The sequence below is a fragment of the Methylobacterium sp. GC_Met_2 genome (assembly GCF_026540795.1).
Taxonomy (GTDB): Bacteria; Pseudomonadota; Alphaproteobacteria; order Rhizobiales; family Beijerinckiaceae; genus Methylobacterium.
Genome location: NZ_JALNUM010000016.1, coordinates 43,030 through 62,302, shown reverse-complemented (window position 1 = coordinate 62,302; position 19,273 = coordinate 43,030). Strand labels below are relative to the sequence as shown.

General features: G+C 65.9%; 12 protein-coding genes. 7 read left to right on the top strand and 5 right to left on the bottom strand.

What is annotated here, in order from left to right:
- Nucleotides 1–48 precede the first annotated feature (48 nt).
- The gene (locus tag OXS49_RS08645) at nucleotides 49–1,080 is read right to left on the bottom strand and encodes an NAD-dependent epimerase/dehydratase family protein (protein ID WP_267423532.1); all 1,032 of its coding nucleotides are present in this window, start codon (nucleotides 1,078–1,080) and stop codon (nucleotides 49–51) included.
- Nucleotides 1,077–3,737, bottom strand: a complete 2,661-nt coding sequence (locus OXS49_RS08640) for a glycosyltransferase family 61 protein (RefSeq protein WP_267423530.1) — start codon at nucleotides 3,735–3,737, stop codon at nucleotides 1,077–1,079. Before OXS49_RS08640 ends, OXS49_RS08645 begins: the two co-directional genes overlap by 4 nt.
- A 245-nt stretch (nucleotides 3,738–3,982) precedes the next feature.
- Here OXS49_RS08640 and OXS49_RS08635 point away from each other — a divergent pair, with 245 nt between their 5' ends.
- From OXS49_RS08635 to OXS49_RS08620, 4 genes are all read left to right on the top strand, one after another.
- Complete coding sequence (locus tag OXS49_RS08635; RefSeq protein WP_267423528.1) at nucleotides 3,983–4,654, top strand: acetyltransferase; 672 nt, start codon at nucleotides 3,983–3,985, stop codon at nucleotides 4,652–4,654.
- Between the two features lie 110 nt (nucleotides 4,655–4,764).
- On the top strand, nucleotides 4,765–5,874 hold the full coding sequence (locus OXS49_RS08630) for a DegT/DnrJ/EryC1/StrS family aminotransferase (protein ID WP_267423526.1): 1,110 nt from the start codon (nucleotides 4,765–4,767) through the stop codon (nucleotides 5,872–5,874).
- Between the two features lie 50 nt (nucleotides 5,875–5,924).
- A complete protein-coding gene (locus tag OXS49_RS08625; protein WP_267423524.1) occupies nucleotides 5,925–7,697 on the top strand; it encodes a glycosyltransferase family 61 protein in 1,773 nt (590 codons plus the stop codon).
- Nucleotides 7,698–7,716: 19 nt separating this feature from the next.
- Nucleotides 7,717–9,498, top strand: coding sequence for a glycosyltransferase family 61 protein (locus OXS49_RS08620; RefSeq protein WP_267423522.1), 1,782 nt, complete (start codon nucleotides 7,717–7,719; stop codon nucleotides 9,496–9,498).
- A gap of 21 nt (nucleotides 9,499–9,519) precedes the next feature.
- Here the strand turns inward: OXS49_RS08620 and OXS49_RS08615 are convergent, their stop codons facing one another.
- Nucleotides 9,520–13,059: a rhamnan synthesis F family protein gene (locus tag OXS49_RS08615; RefSeq protein ID WP_267423520.1), complete on the bottom strand. Its 3,540-nt coding sequence runs from the start codon at nucleotides 13,057–13,059 to the stop codon at nucleotides 9,520–9,522.
- A 343-nt stretch (nucleotides 13,060–13,402) separates the two neighbouring features.
- Here OXS49_RS08615 and OXS49_RS08610 point away from each other — a divergent pair, with 343 nt between their 5' ends.
- The 3 genes from OXS49_RS08610 (at nucleotide 13,403) to OXS49_RS08600 (ending at nucleotide 17,071) form a co-directional block, all read left to right on the top strand.
- The gene (locus OXS49_RS08610; protein ID WP_267423518.1) at nucleotides 13,403–14,839 is read left to right on the top strand and encodes a hypothetical protein; all 1,437 of its coding nucleotides are present in this window, start codon (nucleotides 13,403–13,405) and stop codon (nucleotides 14,837–14,839) included.
- Nucleotides 14,840–14,854: 15 nt separating this feature from the next.
- A complete protein-coding gene (locus OXS49_RS08605) occupies nucleotides 14,855–15,616 on the top strand; it encodes a glycosyltransferase family A protein (protein ID WP_267423516.1) in 762 nt (253 codons plus the stop codon).
- 249 nt (nucleotides 15,617–15,865) lie between these two features.
- Nucleotides 15,866–17,071: a hypothetical protein gene (locus OXS49_RS08600; protein WP_267423514.1), complete on the top strand. Its 1,206-nt coding sequence runs from the start codon at nucleotides 15,866–15,868 to the stop codon at nucleotides 17,069–17,071.
- A gap of 521 nt (nucleotides 17,072–17,592) precedes the next feature.
- Here the strand turns inward: OXS49_RS08600 and OXS49_RS08595 are convergent.
- The gene (locus OXS49_RS08595; protein WP_267423512.1) at nucleotides 17,593–18,216 is read right to left on the bottom strand and encodes a hypothetical protein; all 624 of its coding nucleotides are present in this window, start codon (nucleotides 18,214–18,216) and stop codon (nucleotides 17,593–17,595) included.
- A gap of 44 nt (nucleotides 18,217–18,260) precedes the next feature.
- Nucleotides 18,261–18,638 carry a hypothetical protein gene (locus OXS49_RS08590; RefSeq protein ID WP_267423510.1) on the bottom strand — a complete coding sequence of 126 codons (378 nt, stop codon included), beginning with the start codon at nucleotides 18,636–18,638 and terminating at the stop codon, nucleotides 18,261–18,263.
- Nucleotides 18,639–19,273 lie beyond the last annotated feature (635 nt).

The window sequence follows — 19,273 nt, the reverse complement described above, 5'->3', positions numbered from 1 at the left end:
AGTGCCGCGCTGTCGCCGACAATCGTGGCCACTCCGGGGCGGGCCGCGTCAGGCCTCGCGGGTAGCACGGGGATTGGCGGAATCCGCCAGATGGGCCCGCATCCACGCGATGGTGCCGGTGAGGCCCTCGCACAGCGCGACGCGCGGCTGCCAGCGGAGTTCCGATCGGATCAAGGCCGTGTCGAGGACGTTGGCCGGCACGTCGGCGGCCCGGCTCGACTTGTGCACGCAGGGCAGGCGGTCCCGCCCGAAGGCCGCTTCGAGCGCGGCGATGATCTGGTTGACGCTCAGGCCCACGCCGCTGCCGACATTCAGGATCTTGTGCGGCCCGTCATAAGTCACGGCGGCCAGGAACGCGTCGCTGACGTCGTCGATGTGGAGGAAGTCGCGGACGACCTCGCCGGTGCCCCAGACTTCCAGCGGCTGGTCCGTGAGGACGCGCTGGACGTAGCTCCCGATCAGCCCCTGGTGCTTGGTGCCGAGCTGGAAGCGGCCGTACGGATTGGCGATCCGCAGGATCTGGTAATCGATCCCGTGGAGATGACGGTAGAGGTAGAGCGACTTCTCGATCATCAGCTTGCTGATGCCGTAGGCCGAGATCGGATCGGTCGGTGCCTGTTCCGAGATCGGGATGGCGCGCGGGATGCCGTAGATCGCGCCGCCGGAGGACGCGAACACGAGCTTCCGGATCCGGGCCGAGCGGCAGATCTCGAGCAGGTGCAGGGTGGCGATCGGCGTGGCCGCCAGTTCCGCCGACGGATCCCGGTTCGAGCTTTCCGGGATCGACCCGGCGATCAGGTGGAAGACGACGTCCTGGCGCTCGACCGCGTTGGCCATGGCGAGGCGGTCGGCGAACTGACCCGTCACCCGGGCGACGCGCCGGTCGAGCAGCGCGGGCTGGGGATGGCTGCGGCTGAAACAGGTGACCTCGGCGCCCGCCTGCGCGAGGCGGTTGCATAGGTTCAGCCCGAGGAAGCCGCTGCCGCCCAGCACAAGGCAGCGCAGCCCCGACAGGGACGGTGCGGGCTGGCCGGATCCGGCGGGATCGACCGGCGATGCGTCCGGCCGGGTTCCGCTCATGGGTGGTGTTCGGCGCCGGGCCGGGCCGGCGGGGCGTCCTCTGCCAGTCGGTCTGCATCGGCGGGATCGGCCTCGCGCAACGCGATTATCTGCTCGAGCAGGGCCAGGGCGGATTGCTGAAGCGCCAGACAGGTCGGCTCCAGCGGCGCCTTCCCGCAGGCCCGGGCCGCCGCGTAGGCGGCCGCGTAGGCCGCGTCCCAGCCGGCGGCGAGGATCCGCGGGCCGGCGGCCTCCAGATCATCCCGGATGGTCGCCCACGCGGCCTGATGCGCCGCGTCCCAGGCCGCAGCCCGGACATCGCTGCCGGTCTGCCGCAGGGTGAGGTTCGCGACCTTCGCGCGCTTGCGCGCCCGCTCCAGATGATCGCACCAGGCGGCGAGATCGGCGATGTCGGTCAGCTCCGGCAGGCCGGCCAGCGCGTCCCCTTCCACATTGAGCTTGGCGAGGCGGAACCACGCCGGCAGGTGGGTGCGGACGAGCCAATCGGCCGCCAGGGCGACCCGCCGGCGCTCCAGCGCCTCCGAGCCGCGCGTGCCGACGAGTCGCGGGACGAGCGGCAGGATCAGGGCGTCGCGCGCGTCCTGGGGCAGGCGGTCGCTCCAGGTTCGGACGAAGGTGGCGAGGGTCGGCGACGCGCAGGCGGGCTGGTCCGAATGGGGCTCGGCGGCGACGTAGGCCACCGCCTCCAGGGCGCACAGGCCGGACGCCGCGTCCGCATGCGGCCCCGCCGCCAGCGTCCTGTCGCGCGCGAGCCGGTCGTGTTCGACGCGGGCCGGCGCGCCCGCCGGAGGGGGCTCGGTCCGTTCTGCCGCGCGATCCGGCACCCGGATCGGCCGGTCATCCGCGGCCGGCGGCGGGAAGCCGGCCCGTATGCCGCTCGCGACCTCGTTTTCGAGGGCCGCCACGGCGGCCACGACCTTCGCCGGATCGACGGTGTAGCTGACGTGGAAGGCGTGCACGCCCGGGCGGTGGAGGGTTTGGCCGCGCAGGAACAGGATCCGGGCACCGCCCACCTCGATGTAGCTGGCGTAGCCCCGGAAATTGAACGCCCGCTCCTCGTGGATCAGGCCCAGGATCCGGCATCCGGGCCGGCAGAACAGGGCGTTGCTCAGGGCCGAGCTCGACGAGCCGACCACCAGGGCGGCGGAATGGAACGCCTCGACCTGTTCGAGGAACGACATCGTCTCCGGATAGATGACCTCGAAGCCCAGGGGGAGCAGGCGCTCGGCAATCTCCGCCTCGTTGACGAGGGCGCGCTGGCTGAAGGCCTTGCGGGAGATGAACAGGCGCCGGTCGGTCCGGCCCGAGAGGACCCCGCGCTCCCGCGCGCGCGTCAGGATCTGGTCGCGTACGGCAGCAAAGACGTCGGCCGGCCAGATCGCATCGTAGACCGGCCGCCCCGGCTTCATCTCGAACGGGAAGAAAGCCGGCGGCGGCGCCATCCCGAGGCGCCCGAACGCGACCGGCCGGGGCGGCAGCTTGATCACGGGCCGGTCCCGCGTGTCGAGCAGACGCAGGATCTCCTCGTGCGAGGCAGGCATGTGGTCGTCGATGCAGAGCGGGATCCCGTCCGGGCAGCGCGAATCGTTGTAGCAGAGCATCCGCGGGACGAACTCGCAGAACCAGTGCCCGTAATTCCGGCTCTGGAGGCCGAACATCATCAGCCCGGCCTCGACCCGGTGCGGATCCTCGGGCACCTCCACGAGGGCGCGCGTCTCGGCGAACGCGGCCATCATGATCTGGTCCGGATTGATCCCGTCCTGAAGCAGGATGTCGGGCCGGCGCGGATGCGCGGCGAGGTCGTAGACCAGCGTGTCGCCCGCGATGACGACGTTGCTGCGCGGGAAGGCGTGGGCGCCGTCCAGGAAGGCCAGGTATTGCGACGGTATGTCGAGCTCGCCCGGCTCGGAGGTGAGGGCAGGGGGCGGCTCGAAGAAGCGGAGGTCGGGCGGCGCGATCCGGCGGCGCGGCAGCAACTCCGTGTAGGCGGCGCCCCCGCCGGCGGCGAGCGTCGCGGCGTTGACGATGTCGTAGGCGCGCAAGGGCCCTGAGCGATAGACGTGCCGCGTCGGCTCGTGCAGCGCGATCGCATCCGCGTGGCGCCCCTCAGCGAGCAGGGCATCGATCTGCAGCCGGCGCAGGTTCCGGACCTTGGTGCTCAGGGCGAAGCCGTCCTCTGTGGTGACGCCCTCGTCACCGCCGTTCAACTCGTAGGCCAGCCGATAGCTGTGCACGCAGGCTTCCGGCTCATGCCCGCATTCGGCGATCCAGCCGAGCCGCAGCAGGGTGGCCACGCCTTCGCGGATGGCGGCGGGGTCGCCCTCCGCACGCAGTTCGGAGACGGCGGCGGTGGCCTCCGCGTAGCGGCCGTGTTCGCAGAGGTCGCGCAGCCGCGTGGTGACGGCCGCCAGGGCCCAGCGCTCGCGCGTGTCGGGGGTGATCGAACCGATCAGCGCGTAGGTGTCGGCGGCGGCGCCGAGCTGGTCGTCGCCCTCCAGCCGGAACGCCAGCGCCTCGAGGTGCCGCCGGATCCTGGCGGTGCATGCGCCGGCCGGATCGCCGCCCTCGACGGTCGCGCGCAGCCGCGCGAGGACATCCGCGGCGTTGTCGCGCGTGATCGTCCGGATCAGGTCGATGAACGTCTCCGCCGGCCTCATGCCCGTCCCACGCCCCGCGTGTCCTCGCCCGCTGGCGCGCCCGGTTGCGGCGTGCCGATCCCGGCGGTCTACTGGAACGCGGGCACCGTGACGAGGCATCGCCGCTGGAGAGCCCGCGGAGACTCGTGTAGGGCAGGGCCCCGACAGCCAGGAAGGCCCAGGCAGGGGACCCCGCGCATGGACGTTCGCCCGAGCGGCAGGCAGCCGTCAGCTCCGAGCTGGAACCGGTCGCGGCCCAGGGCGCGATGACGGTCCGCCTCGTCCTGTACGGCGCCGGCGCCCTCGCCCGCGAGATCGTCGACGCCCTGGAGCGCCTGAACGCGCACGGTACGTCGATCGCGCTGCAGGCGAGCATCGTCGATCCCGGACTCGACGCGCCGGAGATTTTTCGCGGCCGGCCGGTGGTCCGGGATGTCCGCGCCTTCGCGGGCGACGATGGCCTGCGCTTCGTCGTCGCCCTCGGCGAGCCCGAGCCCCGGGCCCGGGCAGCCGCGCATCTGCGGAACACGATCGGCGCCCGCTTCGCCTCGATCATCGATCCCGGCGTGCTGATCGGTGGCAGCAGCCGGATCGGCGCGGGTGCGGTGATCCTCGGGCATTCCTCCGTCACCACGGATGCCCGGCTGGGCGAGCACGTGCTGATCAATCCGGGCTGCACCGTGGCCCATGACGACGTGCTGAAGGATTTCGCCACGCTGAGCCCCGGCGTCCATCTGGCCGGGCATGTCCAAGTGGGGGAGGGCGCCTTCCTCGGAACGGGCGCCTGCGTGATCCCAAAAATCCGGATCGGGGCCCGCGCCGTGGTCGGGGCCGGCGCCGTGGTGATCCGGAACGTGGCGCCGGGCCAGACGGTGTTCGGGAACCCCGCCCGTGCCTTGCCGGCTCGGCCCAGGCCGCAGACCCCGCCGACGGCCTGAGGAGCGTGCCGGCGCCTTCCGTGGCGCTGCCCCGGCATGTATAGCGGGCCGCGTCACCGGAGCATGCGGATGAGGATGGTGGCGGCCGACAGCCAGGACGTGTCTCGACGATGATCCCCGTGCTCATTCCAAGCCTGCCGGAGACGGACGCCATCGTCCCGTACCTGCGCCGGATCGATCAATCGCACATCTACAGCAACTACGGCCCGCTCTCCCGGGAATTCACGGCCAAGCTCTGCGGCTTCGTCTCGGAGCGCGCCCAGGGCGCGCCGGTCGCCGCGACGATCACCGGCAACGGCACCAGTGCGATCGAACTCGCCCTGCGCTACCGCATCGCCGGCCGGCGCGGCGGGCTCTGCCTGATGCCCGGCTACACCTTCATCGCCACCGCACACGCGGCGGTGAATGTCGGCCTGGAGCCGTTCTTCGCCGACGTGGATCCCGAGACGCTGTCGCTGACGCCGGCCATCGCCGAGCGGGCGCTGTCGGTGGCCGGAGACGATGTCGCCGCCGTGGTGGTGGTCAGCCCGTTCGGGGCGCCGATCGACATCCCCGCCTGGGAGGCGTTCGAGGCGGCGCACGGGATCCCGGTCGTGTTCGACGCCGCCGCCGCGACGCTGAACCTCACCCGGGTCGGCGCGCAGCCGGTCTGCGTGAGCCTGCACGCCACCAAGGCGCTCGGGATCGGGGAGGGGGGCGCGATCCTCACGACCGATACCGATCTGGTGGCGCAGACCACAGCGATGACCGGCTTCGGCTTCTCGGCGAGCAGCCGGGTCTCGGAGGTGCGCGGCGGCAATTTCCGCATCTCCGAATACGCGGCCGCCGTCGGCTTGGCGGCCTTCGACAGCCTTGAGGCGCGCATCCGGCAGTTGCGGGAGGCCTCGCTCGCCTATGTCGAGGGCTTCGAGCGGATCGGCGTGCGCATGCAGCCGGGCTTCGGCACGGCATGGCTGACCATGACGGTCAACGCGCTGTTCGAGCCCGAAGCCGCCGACGCGGTGACGGCGGCGTTCGACGCGGCCGGCATCCAGTGGCGGCGCTGGTACGGGATCGGCTGTCAGGCGCACCCCGCCTTCGCGACCTGCCGACATGACGGCCTCGCACGGACCCCGGCGGCCTCCGCGGGTGCCATCGGCGTGCCGTTCTTCCCGGCGATCACCCGGGATCAGATCGGTGAGGTCTGTGCCTGCGTGGAGCGGGCCCTGGCGTCGCGCTGAGGCGGCCCGGGACGGCGCTGCGGATCGCGTGAGAGGAACGGTCGGGATCGATGCGGGACGACTTTCGGCGGATCTTTTCGCAGGCCAACCGGACGAACGGCGCCGCCACCCTCGACACGATCGAAGGCGCCCTCGCGGCCCTGACGGAGGCTCGCGCCGAGACCGCCGCGCAGCACCTCGCGACCCTCGCCTTCCGGTATCAGGGCGAGGACAGCTTCGATCTGGCCGCCCGCGCCTACGGGCTCGCCGCCCAGGCCTCGCGCGCGCGGACCGCGCTCTATCACCTCGCCGCGATCCGGACGGGCATCGTCGACCGCTGCCGGCGGCAGGCCTTCGACGGCGTCGAGAATCTCCTGGAGGCGCTGCACCGGGCCAAGGCGGCGGCCGGAGACCGCGGGCCGGACGACCCGTCGCTGGTCCAGATCGCCTGGGACTACGAGCTCGCCGGGGACGCCGAGAGCGCGGTGCGCTGCTACCTGCTGGCGCGGGTCGCACGCGACACCCTGGGCGGGCAGGCCCTCACGGTCGATGGCGACACGCTCGAGCGCAAGATCCGCAACCTGCGCAGCCTGCAGATGACCGCGCTCGCCGAGGCGGGCCGTCACGCGGAGGCGCAGGCGCTGCACGAGCGGACGCGCACGACCCTCGGGCTCGGACCGGCGCGGATCTACGACATCGTCTCCGCGCGGCAGGCTGCCACGCAAGGGGAGGGCGACTACCGCGAGCTGGTCCCGCCCCGCCGGATCGCGGAGCCGGAGATCCGCTTCCTCGAAGGCCCCGTGGCGTTGACCTCCGTGTGCGGCACCCTGGACGCTCCGCCGCAATACGTTGCCCGGTTCAAGGATTGCCTGACCTTCCCGCGCAGCAACATCGTGCTCCAGGGAAGCCGCCTGATCTACGACCTCGCCGCACACCCCGACAGCGGCATCGCCGACATCAAGGACGGCAAGAACACCGATCAGATCATGACGGCCGTCTACGGAGCCGGGCGCGCCCTGGTGGAGGAGCCGGCCGAGATCCGGACCCTGGACTCCGGCCTGATGCTGTTCGGGCTCCAGAGCAAGAACTACGGCCACTGGCTGCTCGAGTTCGTGCCGCGGATGCTGTGGTTCAACGACCCCGCCTGCCCCGCGGGCTTCCCGATCTGCATCGACGACCACATGCCGGCGACGCACCGCCAGATCGTGGAGCTGCTCGATACGCGCGGACGGGAGATCCTCCCGCTTCCGGCGCAGGCGGTCCGCTTCGGCGAACTCGGGGTCGTCCCGGTCCCGACCTTTTTCCCGTTCGACGCCCGGCCGGACGTGCCGGTCTACGACTCGGTCTGGCCGAAGGACGTCCTCGGCGCCATGCGGCGCGCCGTGCTCGACCGGCTCGCCGCACGCGGTGTGGACCTGCGTCCCACCGGTCGGCGGATCGTCCTGTCGCGGAAGGGTTTTACCCAGCGCCAGCTCGTCAACGAGGCCGAGATCATCAACGCCCTGGCGCGCTACGGCTTCGAGGTCGTCTACCCGGAGAAGCTGTCCTTCATCGAGCAGATCGCCCTCTATCATTCGGCCGACGTGATCGTCGGCTCCGCGAGCTCGGCCATGACGAACACCATCTTCTGCAACGACAGGGCCCGTGTCGTCGCGCTGATCCACGAGAACCGGTCGTTCAACTTCCGCGGCTATACCAGCATGATCGAATCGAGCGGCGCGCAGGTCCTGTTCATCCGGGGCTCGACGGTGCCGGGTGAGAAGACGCATCCGTTCCACGCCAATTATACGGTCGCGCCCGCGCAGGTGCTGCGCGGCCTGGAGCGCGTCGGCGTCGGCCCGTAGCGGTCGGAGACGCAGCGACATGCGGCCGACGGCGACCTTTCTCGACCTTGTCCGATCGATCGACAGCGGCAACGCCCCGACCCGGCTGGCGACTCTGACCGCTTTGCTCACCGCGGAGCCGCCGTTGGGATCGCGCGCGGCCGCGACCCTGCGGCACCTCGAAGCCCTCGGCTTCCGGCTCGAAGGCGGCGCCCGGTTCGGGGATGCGGCACGCGCCTACGAACTCGCCGCCGCGATCGACCCGCACGATCCTCAGCGCTGGCGCCAAGTCGCCATCGTGGCGCGCCTGCGCGGCTTCATCGAACAGGAAAGCTGGCATGAGGCGACGGCGTTTGTCGTGGAACTCCGGAGCCGGGACGGGGCGGGATCTTCTCTTCAAGCGGCCGCCCGGACGCTGCTGCCGCTCGGCTGGGACCACGAGTGCCGCGGCCGGGCGGAGCCCGCCGTCCAGTGCTACCGTCTCGCCTACGGCCTCAACGGCGGCGATGCCGGCCTCGCGACCGTGGACGGCGACAGCCTCAGCCAGAAGATCCGGAACCTGCGCATCCTGCAGATGAACGCCCTGGCGGAGGCGGGCCGGCACGAGGAGGCCGTCATGCTGCACGAGAGCACGCGGTCAATCGTCGGCCTCGGCCCCGTCGGCATCTACGGTATCGTCTCGGCCCGGCGGGAAGCCGTGGAGGGGGACGGGCGCTATCATGAACTTCGGCCCGGCCGCAGGATCGCCGACCCGGCCGTGACATTCCTCGACGGCCCGATCCCGCTGACCTCCCAGTCTGGAACCCTCGACGCACCGCCACAATACGTGGCTTTCTTCCAAGACTGCCTCACCTTCCCCCGCAGCAACGTCGTGCTCCGCGGGGAGCGCCTGATCTACGACCTCGCGGCCCATCCCCTGAGCGGGGTCGCCGACATCAAGGACGGGGTCAATCCAGGTCAGATCATGACGGCCGTCTGGGGGCCCGAACGCGCCTTGGTCGAGGCGCCATCGGAGACGCGCGAGATCGACGCCGGCCTGATGCTGTTCGGGCTTCAGAGCCGACAATACGGGCACTGGCTACTCGAATTCGTCCCCCGCATGCTGTGCTTCAACGATCCCGCCTGTCCCTCTGGATTTCCGCTCTGCGTCGATGACGGGATGCCCGAATCGCACCATCAGATCATCGCGCTGATGGACACCCGCGACCGGCCGATCGTGACGCTGCCCCCGGTCGCGACACGCTTTCGCGAACTCGGCCTCGCGCCGGTGCCGGCCTTCTTCCCGTTCGATACCCGGCCGGGGCTTCCGATCTACGACGCGATCTGGCCGCAGGACATCCTCGCCGCCGTGCGGGACAGGATCCTCCAACGGCTCGCCGCCGATGGGGTCGACCTGCGACGGACCGGACGGCGCATCATCCTGTCCCGGCGGGGGTTCACGCAGCGCCAGCTCGTCAACGAGGCCGAGATCGTCGAGACGTTGCAGCCTCACGGGTTCGAGATCGTCCAGCCCGAGCATCTTACCTTCGCCGAGCAGGTTCAGATGTACCACGGCGCCGACATCATCGTCGGATCGGCCAGTTCCGCCCTGATCAATTGCATCTTCTGCCGGCCGGGCGCCCGGGTCGTGGCGCTCGCCCACGAGAGCCCGGAATTCTACTTCCGCGGCTTCACCAGCTTCGTCGAGTCCAGCGGCGCGCACCTGCTGTTCGTGCGGGGGACCACGCTGCAGGCGGAGGGCATCCACCCGATGCATGCGAACTATAGGGTCACGCCGGCGACGATGCGGCGCGCCCTGGAGGCGGTCATGGCAGGCCGCTGATCCGCGGACGCTGCCGGCGCGTCAGCCGGACGCCGGGCTTCCCGCCGCCGCGTACACCTTGTGGATGGGCAGACCGCAGAAATCGTCCTCGACACCGAGCGTCCGCATCGGTTCGGACGGGGTGGCGATCTGCCCCTGCATCAGCAGGCGCAGGAATTCCTGCGGTCCCTTCGACGGGATCTCGGCCTGGAGCAGTTCCACCCCGTACAGATCCAGCGTGTCGATGACGTACTGCTCGGCGCCGGCATGGAGCTCGGCGAGGACGGCGTGCTCGGCGGGAGTCCGGGGATCTGCCTTGAACAAAGGCGCGATCCGTTCGCCCGCATTCTCGTAGCCCACGACCTGCCCGTGGGGGGCGGTCAGGAACGCCTCGACGGCGAGGCCGTAGGCCAGGACGGGGAGCGATGACGTTTCGGGATTCTCGGTGCCCGCACGGAAGCAGCTGAAGGCCGCGCCGCCATCCGCCTCGACGGCCTGCGCCGTGTCGAAGGTCGTCATGTAGAAGCCGGTCAGCGGCTGGCCGAGCGCCCGCTGCATCATCTTCTGGATCGTGGCCGAGTAGCCGACATCGACCACCGCGTGGAGGCCGTCGGCATCGAGACCCTCCTGCCGGGCATAGGCACGGAACCGCGCGTTCATGTCCGCGCCATGGGCGGTGATCTCCGGCTCGAGGGTGGTCATGACGCCCTCGACCACCGCGGCATCGGCCGGAAGCCGCACGTCGAACCGGTCCAGTTCGTGGTGCGCCGGGGCCGTGAAGCTCGCCCGGTTCCAGAGAAGCCCCTGGAGGCTGCCCACGTAGCGGCCGGCCCCGATCACCAGATCCGGGCGGAACCCCGTGCCGAGGGCCGCGCCGATCGCTACCTGCCGGGACACGTGAAAGTACCGGCCCTCGGGCAGGTGGCGCAGGCCGTAGCGCTCCCGGATCAGCTGGTAGACCTTGACCAGGAAGTCGCCCTCGCGCGCGAGGAAGTACAGCCGCTCGACCCGGCCCAGGGCCTCGTGCCGGATCAGCCAGGACATGAACAGCAGCATCAGCGGCCCGAACACGACGGAGCCGACCGCGCGGGCCGAGCTGAGCGACAGGTAGGGCGGACCGGCCCGGTCGAGGAACGGGTTCCGGCAAAGCGCCAGCATGGCGTGGCCGATGACCAGATCGGACGCCCAGGTCCGCGCGAGATCGCCGTCGTCCCGCACGAACCCGCTTTGCGCCAGGATCTTGGCCGGGTGCGCGACGTGCAGGTAGGGGATCCGTCGATCGCAGGCCGCCTGGATGTCGGAATGCTCGTTGTCGCCGACGTGCAGCCAGCAGGCGCGCGGCACGCCTTCGGCCGCCTCGACGTGGCGCCACAGGTCGCCCCGGTCCTTGCGGGCGCCGACCGCGTTCGACACGTAGAGCGCCGCGAACAGGTCGGCGACGCCGATCGCCTGGAGGATGCCGCGGATGTCGGCCTCCTCATAGTAGGTATCGGTCATCAGAACGATGCGCTTGCCGCCTTCATGCGCCGCCTTGAGGATTTCGATCACCTCCGGCCGCGGGAGCAGGGCGCCGAGGTCGATCCGCTTCTCAAGGGCGTGCGCCCGCGCGACGACATCGCCGGGAATCGTCCCGGAGGCGGCGAGCTCCGCGTAGATCTCCGACAGGTTGACGTCGCCCTGATGGTGCTTGCGGGCGCGGACCCGGTTCTCGGCGGCACGGCGCTCCGTGAAGAGCGGGATAGGGCGGCCTTCCTCCGTGGCGATGCGGTGCTCGACGAGCTTCAGCACCGCATCCGGGCGCCGGGCGGGGCGGCTCACGAGGGTGTCGAACAGGTCGAACGAGACGAGGTCGACATTCTGCAGCGCCCGCAGCGCCTGATCCTGCGAACGGGCGCTGTACTGCTGCCAGTTGCGGGCGCTGCTGTTGGTGCGGGCCAGCCCCCGGTCATAATCGAAGCAGATCGCACTGTAGCCCTGTGCCCGGCTCACGATCGGAATCACCCGCTCGATCGCGTGGGCGAGCGTGCCATCGGTCTGGCCGTGCTCGTCGGGAAAGTCCTGGGGGGTCAATCCGGCCGTCAGGAGCGGGCGCAGGGCATCAACCCGCGCCCAGAACATGCCGCCGACGGGATAGTCGAGGTATTCGTCGAACCCGTCGTAGGACAGGCCGAGGCGGGCGAGCAGGCCGTACCCGGTGCCGATGTTGGCGAGCCATGTGTGCGCCCAATAGACGATGTGCGTGCTGGTCTCCGGGAAGAACAGGCCGATCCGGCTGTCGTCCTCGAACAGCGACAGGGCGAGGGCGGCACAGGCCGCGTTCGCGAACAGCGTGCGATAGATCTCGTCGCGCCAGCGCGTCTGCTCGGCGCCGCTGAACAGCGACTTCTTGGTGTGGACGTGGAGCACGAGGTCGTAGCGCAGAATCTCGGGCGCGAGCACGGTGAAGAGCGGCCCGAAGTTGCGGCCGCGGTTCTCCGCCAGCACGACACGGCAGCGTTCGGCGAGCCCGGCTCGGGCCGCAGCCGCCTCGATCGCGTGCTTCTTCGTCGGCTCATCGGTCGAGACCAATAGGTCGAAGTGCGGGATCGCCCGCACGAGGTGGGGCAAGAGTTCCTCGAACACATCGACGTAGAAAGCATGGACGACCACGACGATGCGGGCAGATGGACTCTCGTGCAGCACGATGGGGCGGGTCTCGATCATGCGCGCCTGGGCGTCGCGAGTGCAGGCGATGCGGATGGGGCGCCCCTCCGCGCGTCCGCTCTTCAGGTAATGCAGCAGCGGGTTCAGGCCGGCCTCGGCCACATCGGGATTGTTGCCGAGATACCAGCCACCATCGAACAGCGGGCCGGGATTGAGCCCGCGCGCGGCGCCCTCACGGAGGTAGTGTCGCGCGGCCCGGTTCGGTGAGAGATCGGGGGCCTGCGTGGTCCGGTACCAGTCCGCGTCGAACAGCCCGGAGCCTTCGATCGGCGCCAGCGCCGCCGGGTCGACGAACGGGCAAATCGGCCGGCCCTCCGAGCGCCCGTCATTCAGGTAATGCAGGAGGGGATTCCGGCCTGCCGCGGCGACGTCGGCGTTGCTGGCGAGGTACCACGGCCCATCGAACAGAGGGCTGGGGCTCAGCCCGCGCGCGGCACCCTCCTGCAGGTAATGGCGCGCGGCTTGATCCACGGCCACGCCGGGCGCCTGGGTCTCCCGATACCACGTTGCGTCGAAGAGATCAGACCGCGCGATGCGGGCCACCGCCTCCGGGTCGACGCACGGACGCGTCAAACGCCCTTCGGCGCGTCCATTGTCGAGAAAATGCAGGAGGGGATTCTGCCCGGCAGCGGCGACGTCGACGTTGTTGGCGAGGTACCACGGCCCATCGAACAGAGGACCTGGGCTCAGCCCACGCGCGGCGCCCTCTTTCAGGTAATGCCAGGCAGCCCGATCGGACGGCACGCCGGGCGCCTGGGCTGTCCGATACCAATCCGCATCGAAGAACTCCGAATCTTCAAGCCTCTTTACGGACACGGCATCGCCGTCAGCACCGACGGGCTTGCGCAGCATTCGTCGGAGCGTATTGTAGATGGCCATATGAAAACTTTATGGTGTAGTTTTAAGCGTCATGCCCGGATGCCCATCCCTGCATCCGCGGGCACCCCGGGGACGCTCGTACAGCAAGGGCAGACAGGTCCGCAAATGCCGGCCGCTGCACTTACGCTGTCACGCGTGAGACGGAGCGCCAGCGGTTACATCCGGCGCCACACCATACCCTACCAGCAGACCGAGCGCCGGGATGCAAGTTGCGCAGAAGCAAGAAATTGTCAGCGCAACTCGAAATTTTACGGATCCAAATGTAGGACATTCGGCATTTGCCACATCGTGCACGTATACGGACACAACAAACGAACAGCGGAATTGAAAGGCACAAATTTTAATGCATGCTGACCAAACCAAAGTTATAATAGAAAGCGAGATTTTCGATAGCGAACACTATCTTGATCAAGTAAAAAATTGCGAATTTGATCTTGCAAGCGAAGATATCGATCGGCGAGATATTGAGAGCGTCATCAATCATTATGTCAACGTCGGCGATGCGCATCGTCTATCACCCAGCAAGCTTTTTGATACGCATTACTATTACGAAATCAATCGCGACGTCGCCGAGAGCGACATGAGCGCACTCTTCCATTTCTTGGAATACGGGTGGCGCGAGCTGAGAAATCCGCATCCGCTCTTCAATACACAGTTTGCCACAGACCAGATAACCAGCAAATCGATCAATCCTCTCGTATTTTATATGCAGTCGCCGCCCGGAACGATTGATCCGCACCCCCTTGTGGATGAAAATTATGTCCTCCACCAGTTCCGCGAAATCGGCATCGACGTTGAGAATGTGCTGATCAGCTTTCTCGAACTGAATCGCGATGATATCAATCCATCGCAGGCCTTCGATACACGTCGATATATGACTGCGTATCCAGACCTGAGACAGGCGTCACGCACTTTGAACGCGCTGTATCACTACGTACGGTACGGCGAGAAAGAAAATCGCTGGATCTTCGATGAATCGGCCAGCCTTGTCGGCATCGAAGAGCAAATGAACCGAATCAATCATATCGAGCCGAATGTGGTACCGCTGCATACAGATCTTTATGACTTGCCGTTCTCTTATTCAAAGACCGCGTCAAATGGTCTTAAGCCCATGCTGCGTCAAATAAATGCGCTGTTCGCCGAGCCAAAGCCAGGCATCATCTATTTCGTGTCCGACATCGACAGCCAGGATATCATAAGTACACTGGAAAAGCTCCTTGATGCACAAATTTCGAGCGACACCAATGCACAGCCGAGAATCATAATCACGGACTGTCATTCGACGCAGATTACCGATCACGTCCGACGCACATTCGACGTGACAGCGATCAATATCGACAAGATCGCTGATTCGGTTGACACTTTGCATCTCGATGCCGTGCTCAGACTTCTCGCTATGGCACTCGCAACGTCGCAATGCCAGACTATTATTTTTCTCAATTCTCGAGTCGGGTGGGATCTCTGCAAACACTACGGAGCCGTCCTAAGCCGGCATACGCAGCTGCACGGCTTCGCCGCTCCCTATGATCATGATCAATACGGGCGCCGATCAGGATACGCCTGGACCCATCTCCGCGATTGCCTGCCATTCCTGGCCAGCGTGATCGTCGACAGCGTTATCATGGCGCAGAGACTCTCGGAGGACCTGCGTCTTACCGGCGAAGAACAGGAGAAATTCGTTACTTTCCAGCAGCTGGCCTCATCCACGCGCAGTCAACGGCGTCTCACGGAAGATGACGTGCCGACAATCTGCACGCAGCCAGTCGATTTCGTTCCGTGACGAAAGTTCTCGCAGATGATTGATGTATCCGTCATAATAAATCTTCACCACGAAGGGCGTCTTTGCCAGGGAACGTTAGAAAGCGTCATCGAGGCCGCTCGACTCGGGGAAAATCTCAGCATCAGTACAGAAATTTTATGCATCATCGACAACGGCAATCGAGCCACATTGGATGCCGTCGATCGGTACAAGGATATAGTCCGCATCCATGAATGCGCCTTCAGAGATTTGAGCAAAGCTAGAAATTTCGGCGTCTCGGTTTGCAAAGGCAAATTCATCACATTTATCGATGGCGATGATCTATGGGGCAATCAATGGATCGCCAGATGCCTGCAATTGGCCCATTCGAGACAAAATTCCAAGCTGATCATACATCCACAAATGAACGTATTTTTCGGCAATCACACGCCACCCTCTTTATGGATACACCCTAATGTTTTGACCAACGAAATAGATCTGGCGGATATCTTTGTCGCCAACAAATGGACAGCGCTTAGTTTCGCGGCCCGCGAGATTTACGAGGCTTTCCCCTATGTTCCGAACGAAATCGATCAGGGTTTCGGGTACGAAGACTGGCTTTGGAATATTCAGACGCTTCTAGAAGGATTTGAGCATATGTCCTGTCCGAAGACCTGTCACTTCATCAGGCGAAAGGGAGAGGGTAGCTTGCTCGCTGCCACGAATGCCCGTCAATCGATACCAAATCTTTATCAGCTCAAGGATTTTGCCGCATTCAAGCAGTCACTATCGAAAGTGCTCCAGTCGGAGCAGGCGTAACCCGAATCGTCGCCTCATCACCGAGAGGATCTTCGTCCTGGCAACCGATTCGCAGTCACCTCAGGCGGGCTGGTCCGGCCGCTGCGGCTCGGGAGGCGGATTACGTGTGGTACACTAGCTTGGGGCGCCACTTCCCGGCCATGCCTGACAGGACCGGCTTCTCATGATCACCGAGCCGGTACAACCATCAGTATGCTCCGCTCGGCATCGAACCACTCGGCACGCCGAGGCACAGGATATCGTGTTTCTATGAAGCTCGCCCCATTCAAGTCCCGCCAGGCTCGGCCGCGGATCCTGGCAATACTTTTGGAATTCGAAACCTGGGCGATGGGCAGCAAATGGGCTTATGCCAGTTCCTACGCCCTCCTTGATGGCCTGCGGGCGGAAAACTGCGATCTCACGGTCATCCCTTCCCTCTACGTGCCGCAGAGCCCTGAGTACAATCCATGGGTCGATGCGCGCGATACGATCATCGGCAACAAGACATTCGATCAAGTTTGGGTTTGGGTGACACACAGCCACTATAAACCCGGCTTCAATGAGTGGCTCAAGTCCATTGCGCCAGTCCGCGTGGGTGTTCTGATGGAGAGCCTGACGTATAGCGCGGAGGAAATCGCCGAAATACCGGCTCTCGCGGATAGGAAGGCTAGGGTCTTTCGGGAACTCGCCGAATTCACGCATGTCATTAGCGGTGATCATGCCGACGTCGCGATGATCGAGAGCGAGCTCGGACTGCCGACGAAGTACTATATGCCCATGCTGCCGGAACGGTTGTTCCTCGATGCTCCGCCTCCGGAAGGATCCAAGGCGCTCTTCCTCGGGACGATCTACGGAAAACGGGCTTCGTTTCTGAACTCCTGTGGCCCCGCCCCCGAGCTCGCCTTGGCCGAACCGCCGGAACGACAGACGGACCTGCCTCAACGGTTCGATGACATATCGAGGCAGTACAAAGACCGTATGGAGAAATCCGGTGCCTGCGCCGAGCAAACGGTGGAGTACGTGACCGAGATCTGGTCCCTTCGGCTTGAAGTACAAAAACTGATGATTGCCATGTACCGGCAAGGCTATGCGGGCGTGGCACTTCCGGCTTTCTATAAGGGTGTGACCGGCCGCATCATTGACATCATCGCCGCCTCGACACCGGCCCTGCTTCCGAAGGCTGACCCGGTACACGAACGGTTGGCGGGCGATCCCCTCGATGAGGAAAACGTCTTCTATTACGATCCCGACACGGCAGGCGACCTGAATCGTCAGGCCTTACGGATCCGGAATGATCGCGAAGCTGCCGCCCAGAAGGTCCGGAACGCCAGCACGGCCCTCAGGACGTTCATCTCTGCGGAAGTTCAAATCAGGTCCATCTTGCTCTGGGTTCAATCAGGAACGCGACCCGGCCGCTTCACGTGCAGGGAGGCGTTCTGGCCGGTGAGTACGATCTTCCGCCGGCGGCGACTTTAAAGTTGAGACGGATCGCGCAAATCGACAGGCTCCAAGACGGAACGGCAATCGAGGCTACGGTCCCCCGAAGCGCGATTCGGAACCGGAAGGGCATTTGGACGCTTGGTCAGCGCACACAGCGAAGCCGGAAGCTGTTTCGATGCCGAGCATCTCGATCCCGATCGCCACGCCCGATGGACCCTTGAACGTGTACGCACGGTCCGAGAGCAAGGCCATTGGCGCGACAGTCGCGGTGATACATCGGTTGCGTGCGAATATCGCGTGGGTTCCCTGCTGGGTCCATTGTGCTGACCCGGCCCTCGCCCGTCGCATCGACAGCCAGAGCGCCTCCGTTCAAAGCGGGCACGGCCCGGGCTGAGCCGTCACGCCTGCGGAAGAGCCGCGTCATCGGATGCGATCGCACGCGATCGGGCATCGCCGAGAATATTGCATGCCGCTTGCTGTTCCGGACTCATGCAGGTCGTATCAATAAACAAGCATCAATAGCCCTTTCGCCAATCGAAACGGTAATCCATTGTCGATCAGCTGACTGCAATCGTAATGCTCATATCCTCGCCGTCATAGACAAGCGTTCGGCCTCTTCCCTTCCACCCTGCATTTCGGTGGCGGCCCTCCGTAAGACCGTAGTTCAGGTAGTGCAATAAGGGATTGACGCCCGCTTCCGCAACATCCGTATGGACCTCAAGGTAGAGGCGCATATCAAATCCCTCGCTCGGATCACGCCCCTCCTTCCATCCGATCTCGAGAAAATGCGTCCACAGATCTTGAACGTCGTCGAGATCAGGATTGGTGCGTCTATAGAACTCTTCATCGAAGCCGGGAACGTGATACAGGGCCGGCTTCGGGGACGCCTCCTGAACTGAATCCAGCCGTACTTTCAATGAACGACCTTCAGCGAGGCCGTAGTTCAGGTAGTGGAGAAGCGGGTTGATGTCGGCGGACGCAACATCAGGGTTCGCCAACAGATATGCGCTGGTGCTGAACCCCTGGCTGGGATCCTGACCCGCGCGCCATCCGATGGTCATGAAATGCTCGATCGCGCCTCGGACATCACCCTGAAATTGTGGATTGCGGGCAATATAATAATCCGCATCGAACCCCGGAACTTCGGTCGTCGTCCAGAAATGTGATGGGGCGTTTTCCATTCGGTCACGTGTCCGAGGCTGCGCGAAAGTAGGCGGCGTCCTGTTCAGCCAAGCGCCTGAGCAGACCGCTCTGTTCCCCGGCTGACCACGCGCGGCTCCTCGGGTGGCCGGGACGGAAAGCCCCGCTCGTCGACGAGGCGCAGGCGATTCTCCGCGATTTCGAACTCGGCATAGGCTTCGACCACCGCAGGCTTGTAGTAGATCACTACGAACCGCAAGGGTGCGTTGTCGTGGCCTGCCTCAGACCACCGCCAGATGACTTGGTGTTCCGGAAGCCGCACGACCGTCAAATCGTTGAGGGCTTCGATCCTATTCAGGACGGGCGCGAACATCCTTCGCGCGCGGTACCGTCGACGATGACGGGTCATCGAACGCCCGCAGATCTCCGGCAAACCCAGCAGCGATACATAATCTTCCAGCACTCTATCGGACGGGCAAGTCATAGGGTGCTTTCATTTGTCGACGGGCCGCGAAGGCTTTCCCGGCCCAAGCCATCCGAGCGTCGCCCGGATCGCTCCCCCGTCGCACGCTGTTCCGGTGCAGGACTCTCTCCGAGAGGCCGGCAGGCGGGTTTCGCTCATAGGGCTGGGGCCACCAGAATGCCAAGGCCTCGTTAACGGGGCACGCGCGAGACTGACGCGAAAGGCCCGGAGCGGCAAGCCTCGTCAGTCGGCGCCTTCGTGTCCGCCCCACCGCCCGAACCGAGCCCTTGTCGGAGCCGGTTCGCACGCAATGGGCTGACCTCCGAAGCGCGGTCTCATCTGGGGTGCATGCGCTGCGATACGGCGCCCGGGTCGGCCTGCACAGGCAGCACGTCCCGCCCGACCTTCCCGGCCGTGCGATCTGCCGGGCCACCTCGCTGCTGAGATGGCCTCCGAGGGAGGAGCCGCCGGCCGGAGCGTCGTTCATCGCGCGGTGCGCGACGGCCTCAGAAATGACACCTCCTGACGTTGTATTCCGCGCTGCTTGCCCCTTAGGACGATTCGACGAAGGCCGCCGCCCCGACTCTGAGGATCCCACGCTTGCAAGCCGCGATCCGCCGTCCGTGACGGCACGA

What these genes read in the sequence shown, in the direction of transcription:
- OXS49_RS08645 (WP_267423532.1), bottom strand. Translation starts at nt 1,080, where the DNA reads ATGAGCGGAACCCGGCCGGACGCATCGCCGGTCGATCCCGCCGGATCC.
- OXS49_RS08640 (WP_267423530.1), bottom strand. Translation starts at nt 3,737, where the DNA reads ATGAGGCCGGCGGAGACGTTCATCGACCTGATCCGGACGATCACGCGC.
- OXS49_RS08635 (WP_267423528.1), top strand. Translation starts at nt 3,983, where the DNA reads ATGACGGTCCGCCTCGTCCTGTACGGCGCCGGCGCCCTCGCCCGCGAG.
- OXS49_RS08630 (WP_267423526.1), top strand. Translation starts at nt 4,765, where the DNA reads ATGATCCCCGTGCTCATTCCAAGCCTGCCGGAGACGGACGCCATCGTC.
- OXS49_RS08625 (WP_267423524.1), top strand. Translation starts at nt 5,925, where the DNA reads ATGCGGGACGACTTTCGGCGGATCTTTTCGCAGGCCAACCGGACGAAC.
- OXS49_RS08620 (WP_267423522.1), top strand. Translation starts at nt 7,717, where the DNA reads ATGCGGCCGACGGCGACCTTTCTCGACCTTGTCCGATCGATCGACAGC.
- OXS49_RS08615 (WP_267423520.1), bottom strand. Translation starts at nt 13,059, where the DNA reads ATGGCCATCTACAATACGCTCCGACGAATGCTGCGCAAGCCCGTCGGT.
- OXS49_RS08610 (WP_267423518.1), top strand. Translation starts at nt 13,403, where the DNA reads ATGCATGCTGACCAAACCAAAGTTATAATAGAAAGCGAGATTTTCGAT.
- OXS49_RS08605 (WP_267423516.1), top strand. Translation starts at nt 14,855, where the DNA reads ATGATTGATGTATCCGTCATAATAAATCTTCACCACGAAGGGCGTCTT.
- OXS49_RS08600 (WP_267423514.1), top strand. Translation starts at nt 15,866, where the DNA reads ATGAAGCTCGCCCCATTCAAGTCCCGCCAGGCTCGGCCGCGGATCCTG.
- OXS49_RS08595 (WP_267423512.1), bottom strand. Translation starts at nt 18,216, where the DNA reads ATGGAAAACGCCCCATCACATTTCTGGACGACGACCGAAGTTCCGGGG.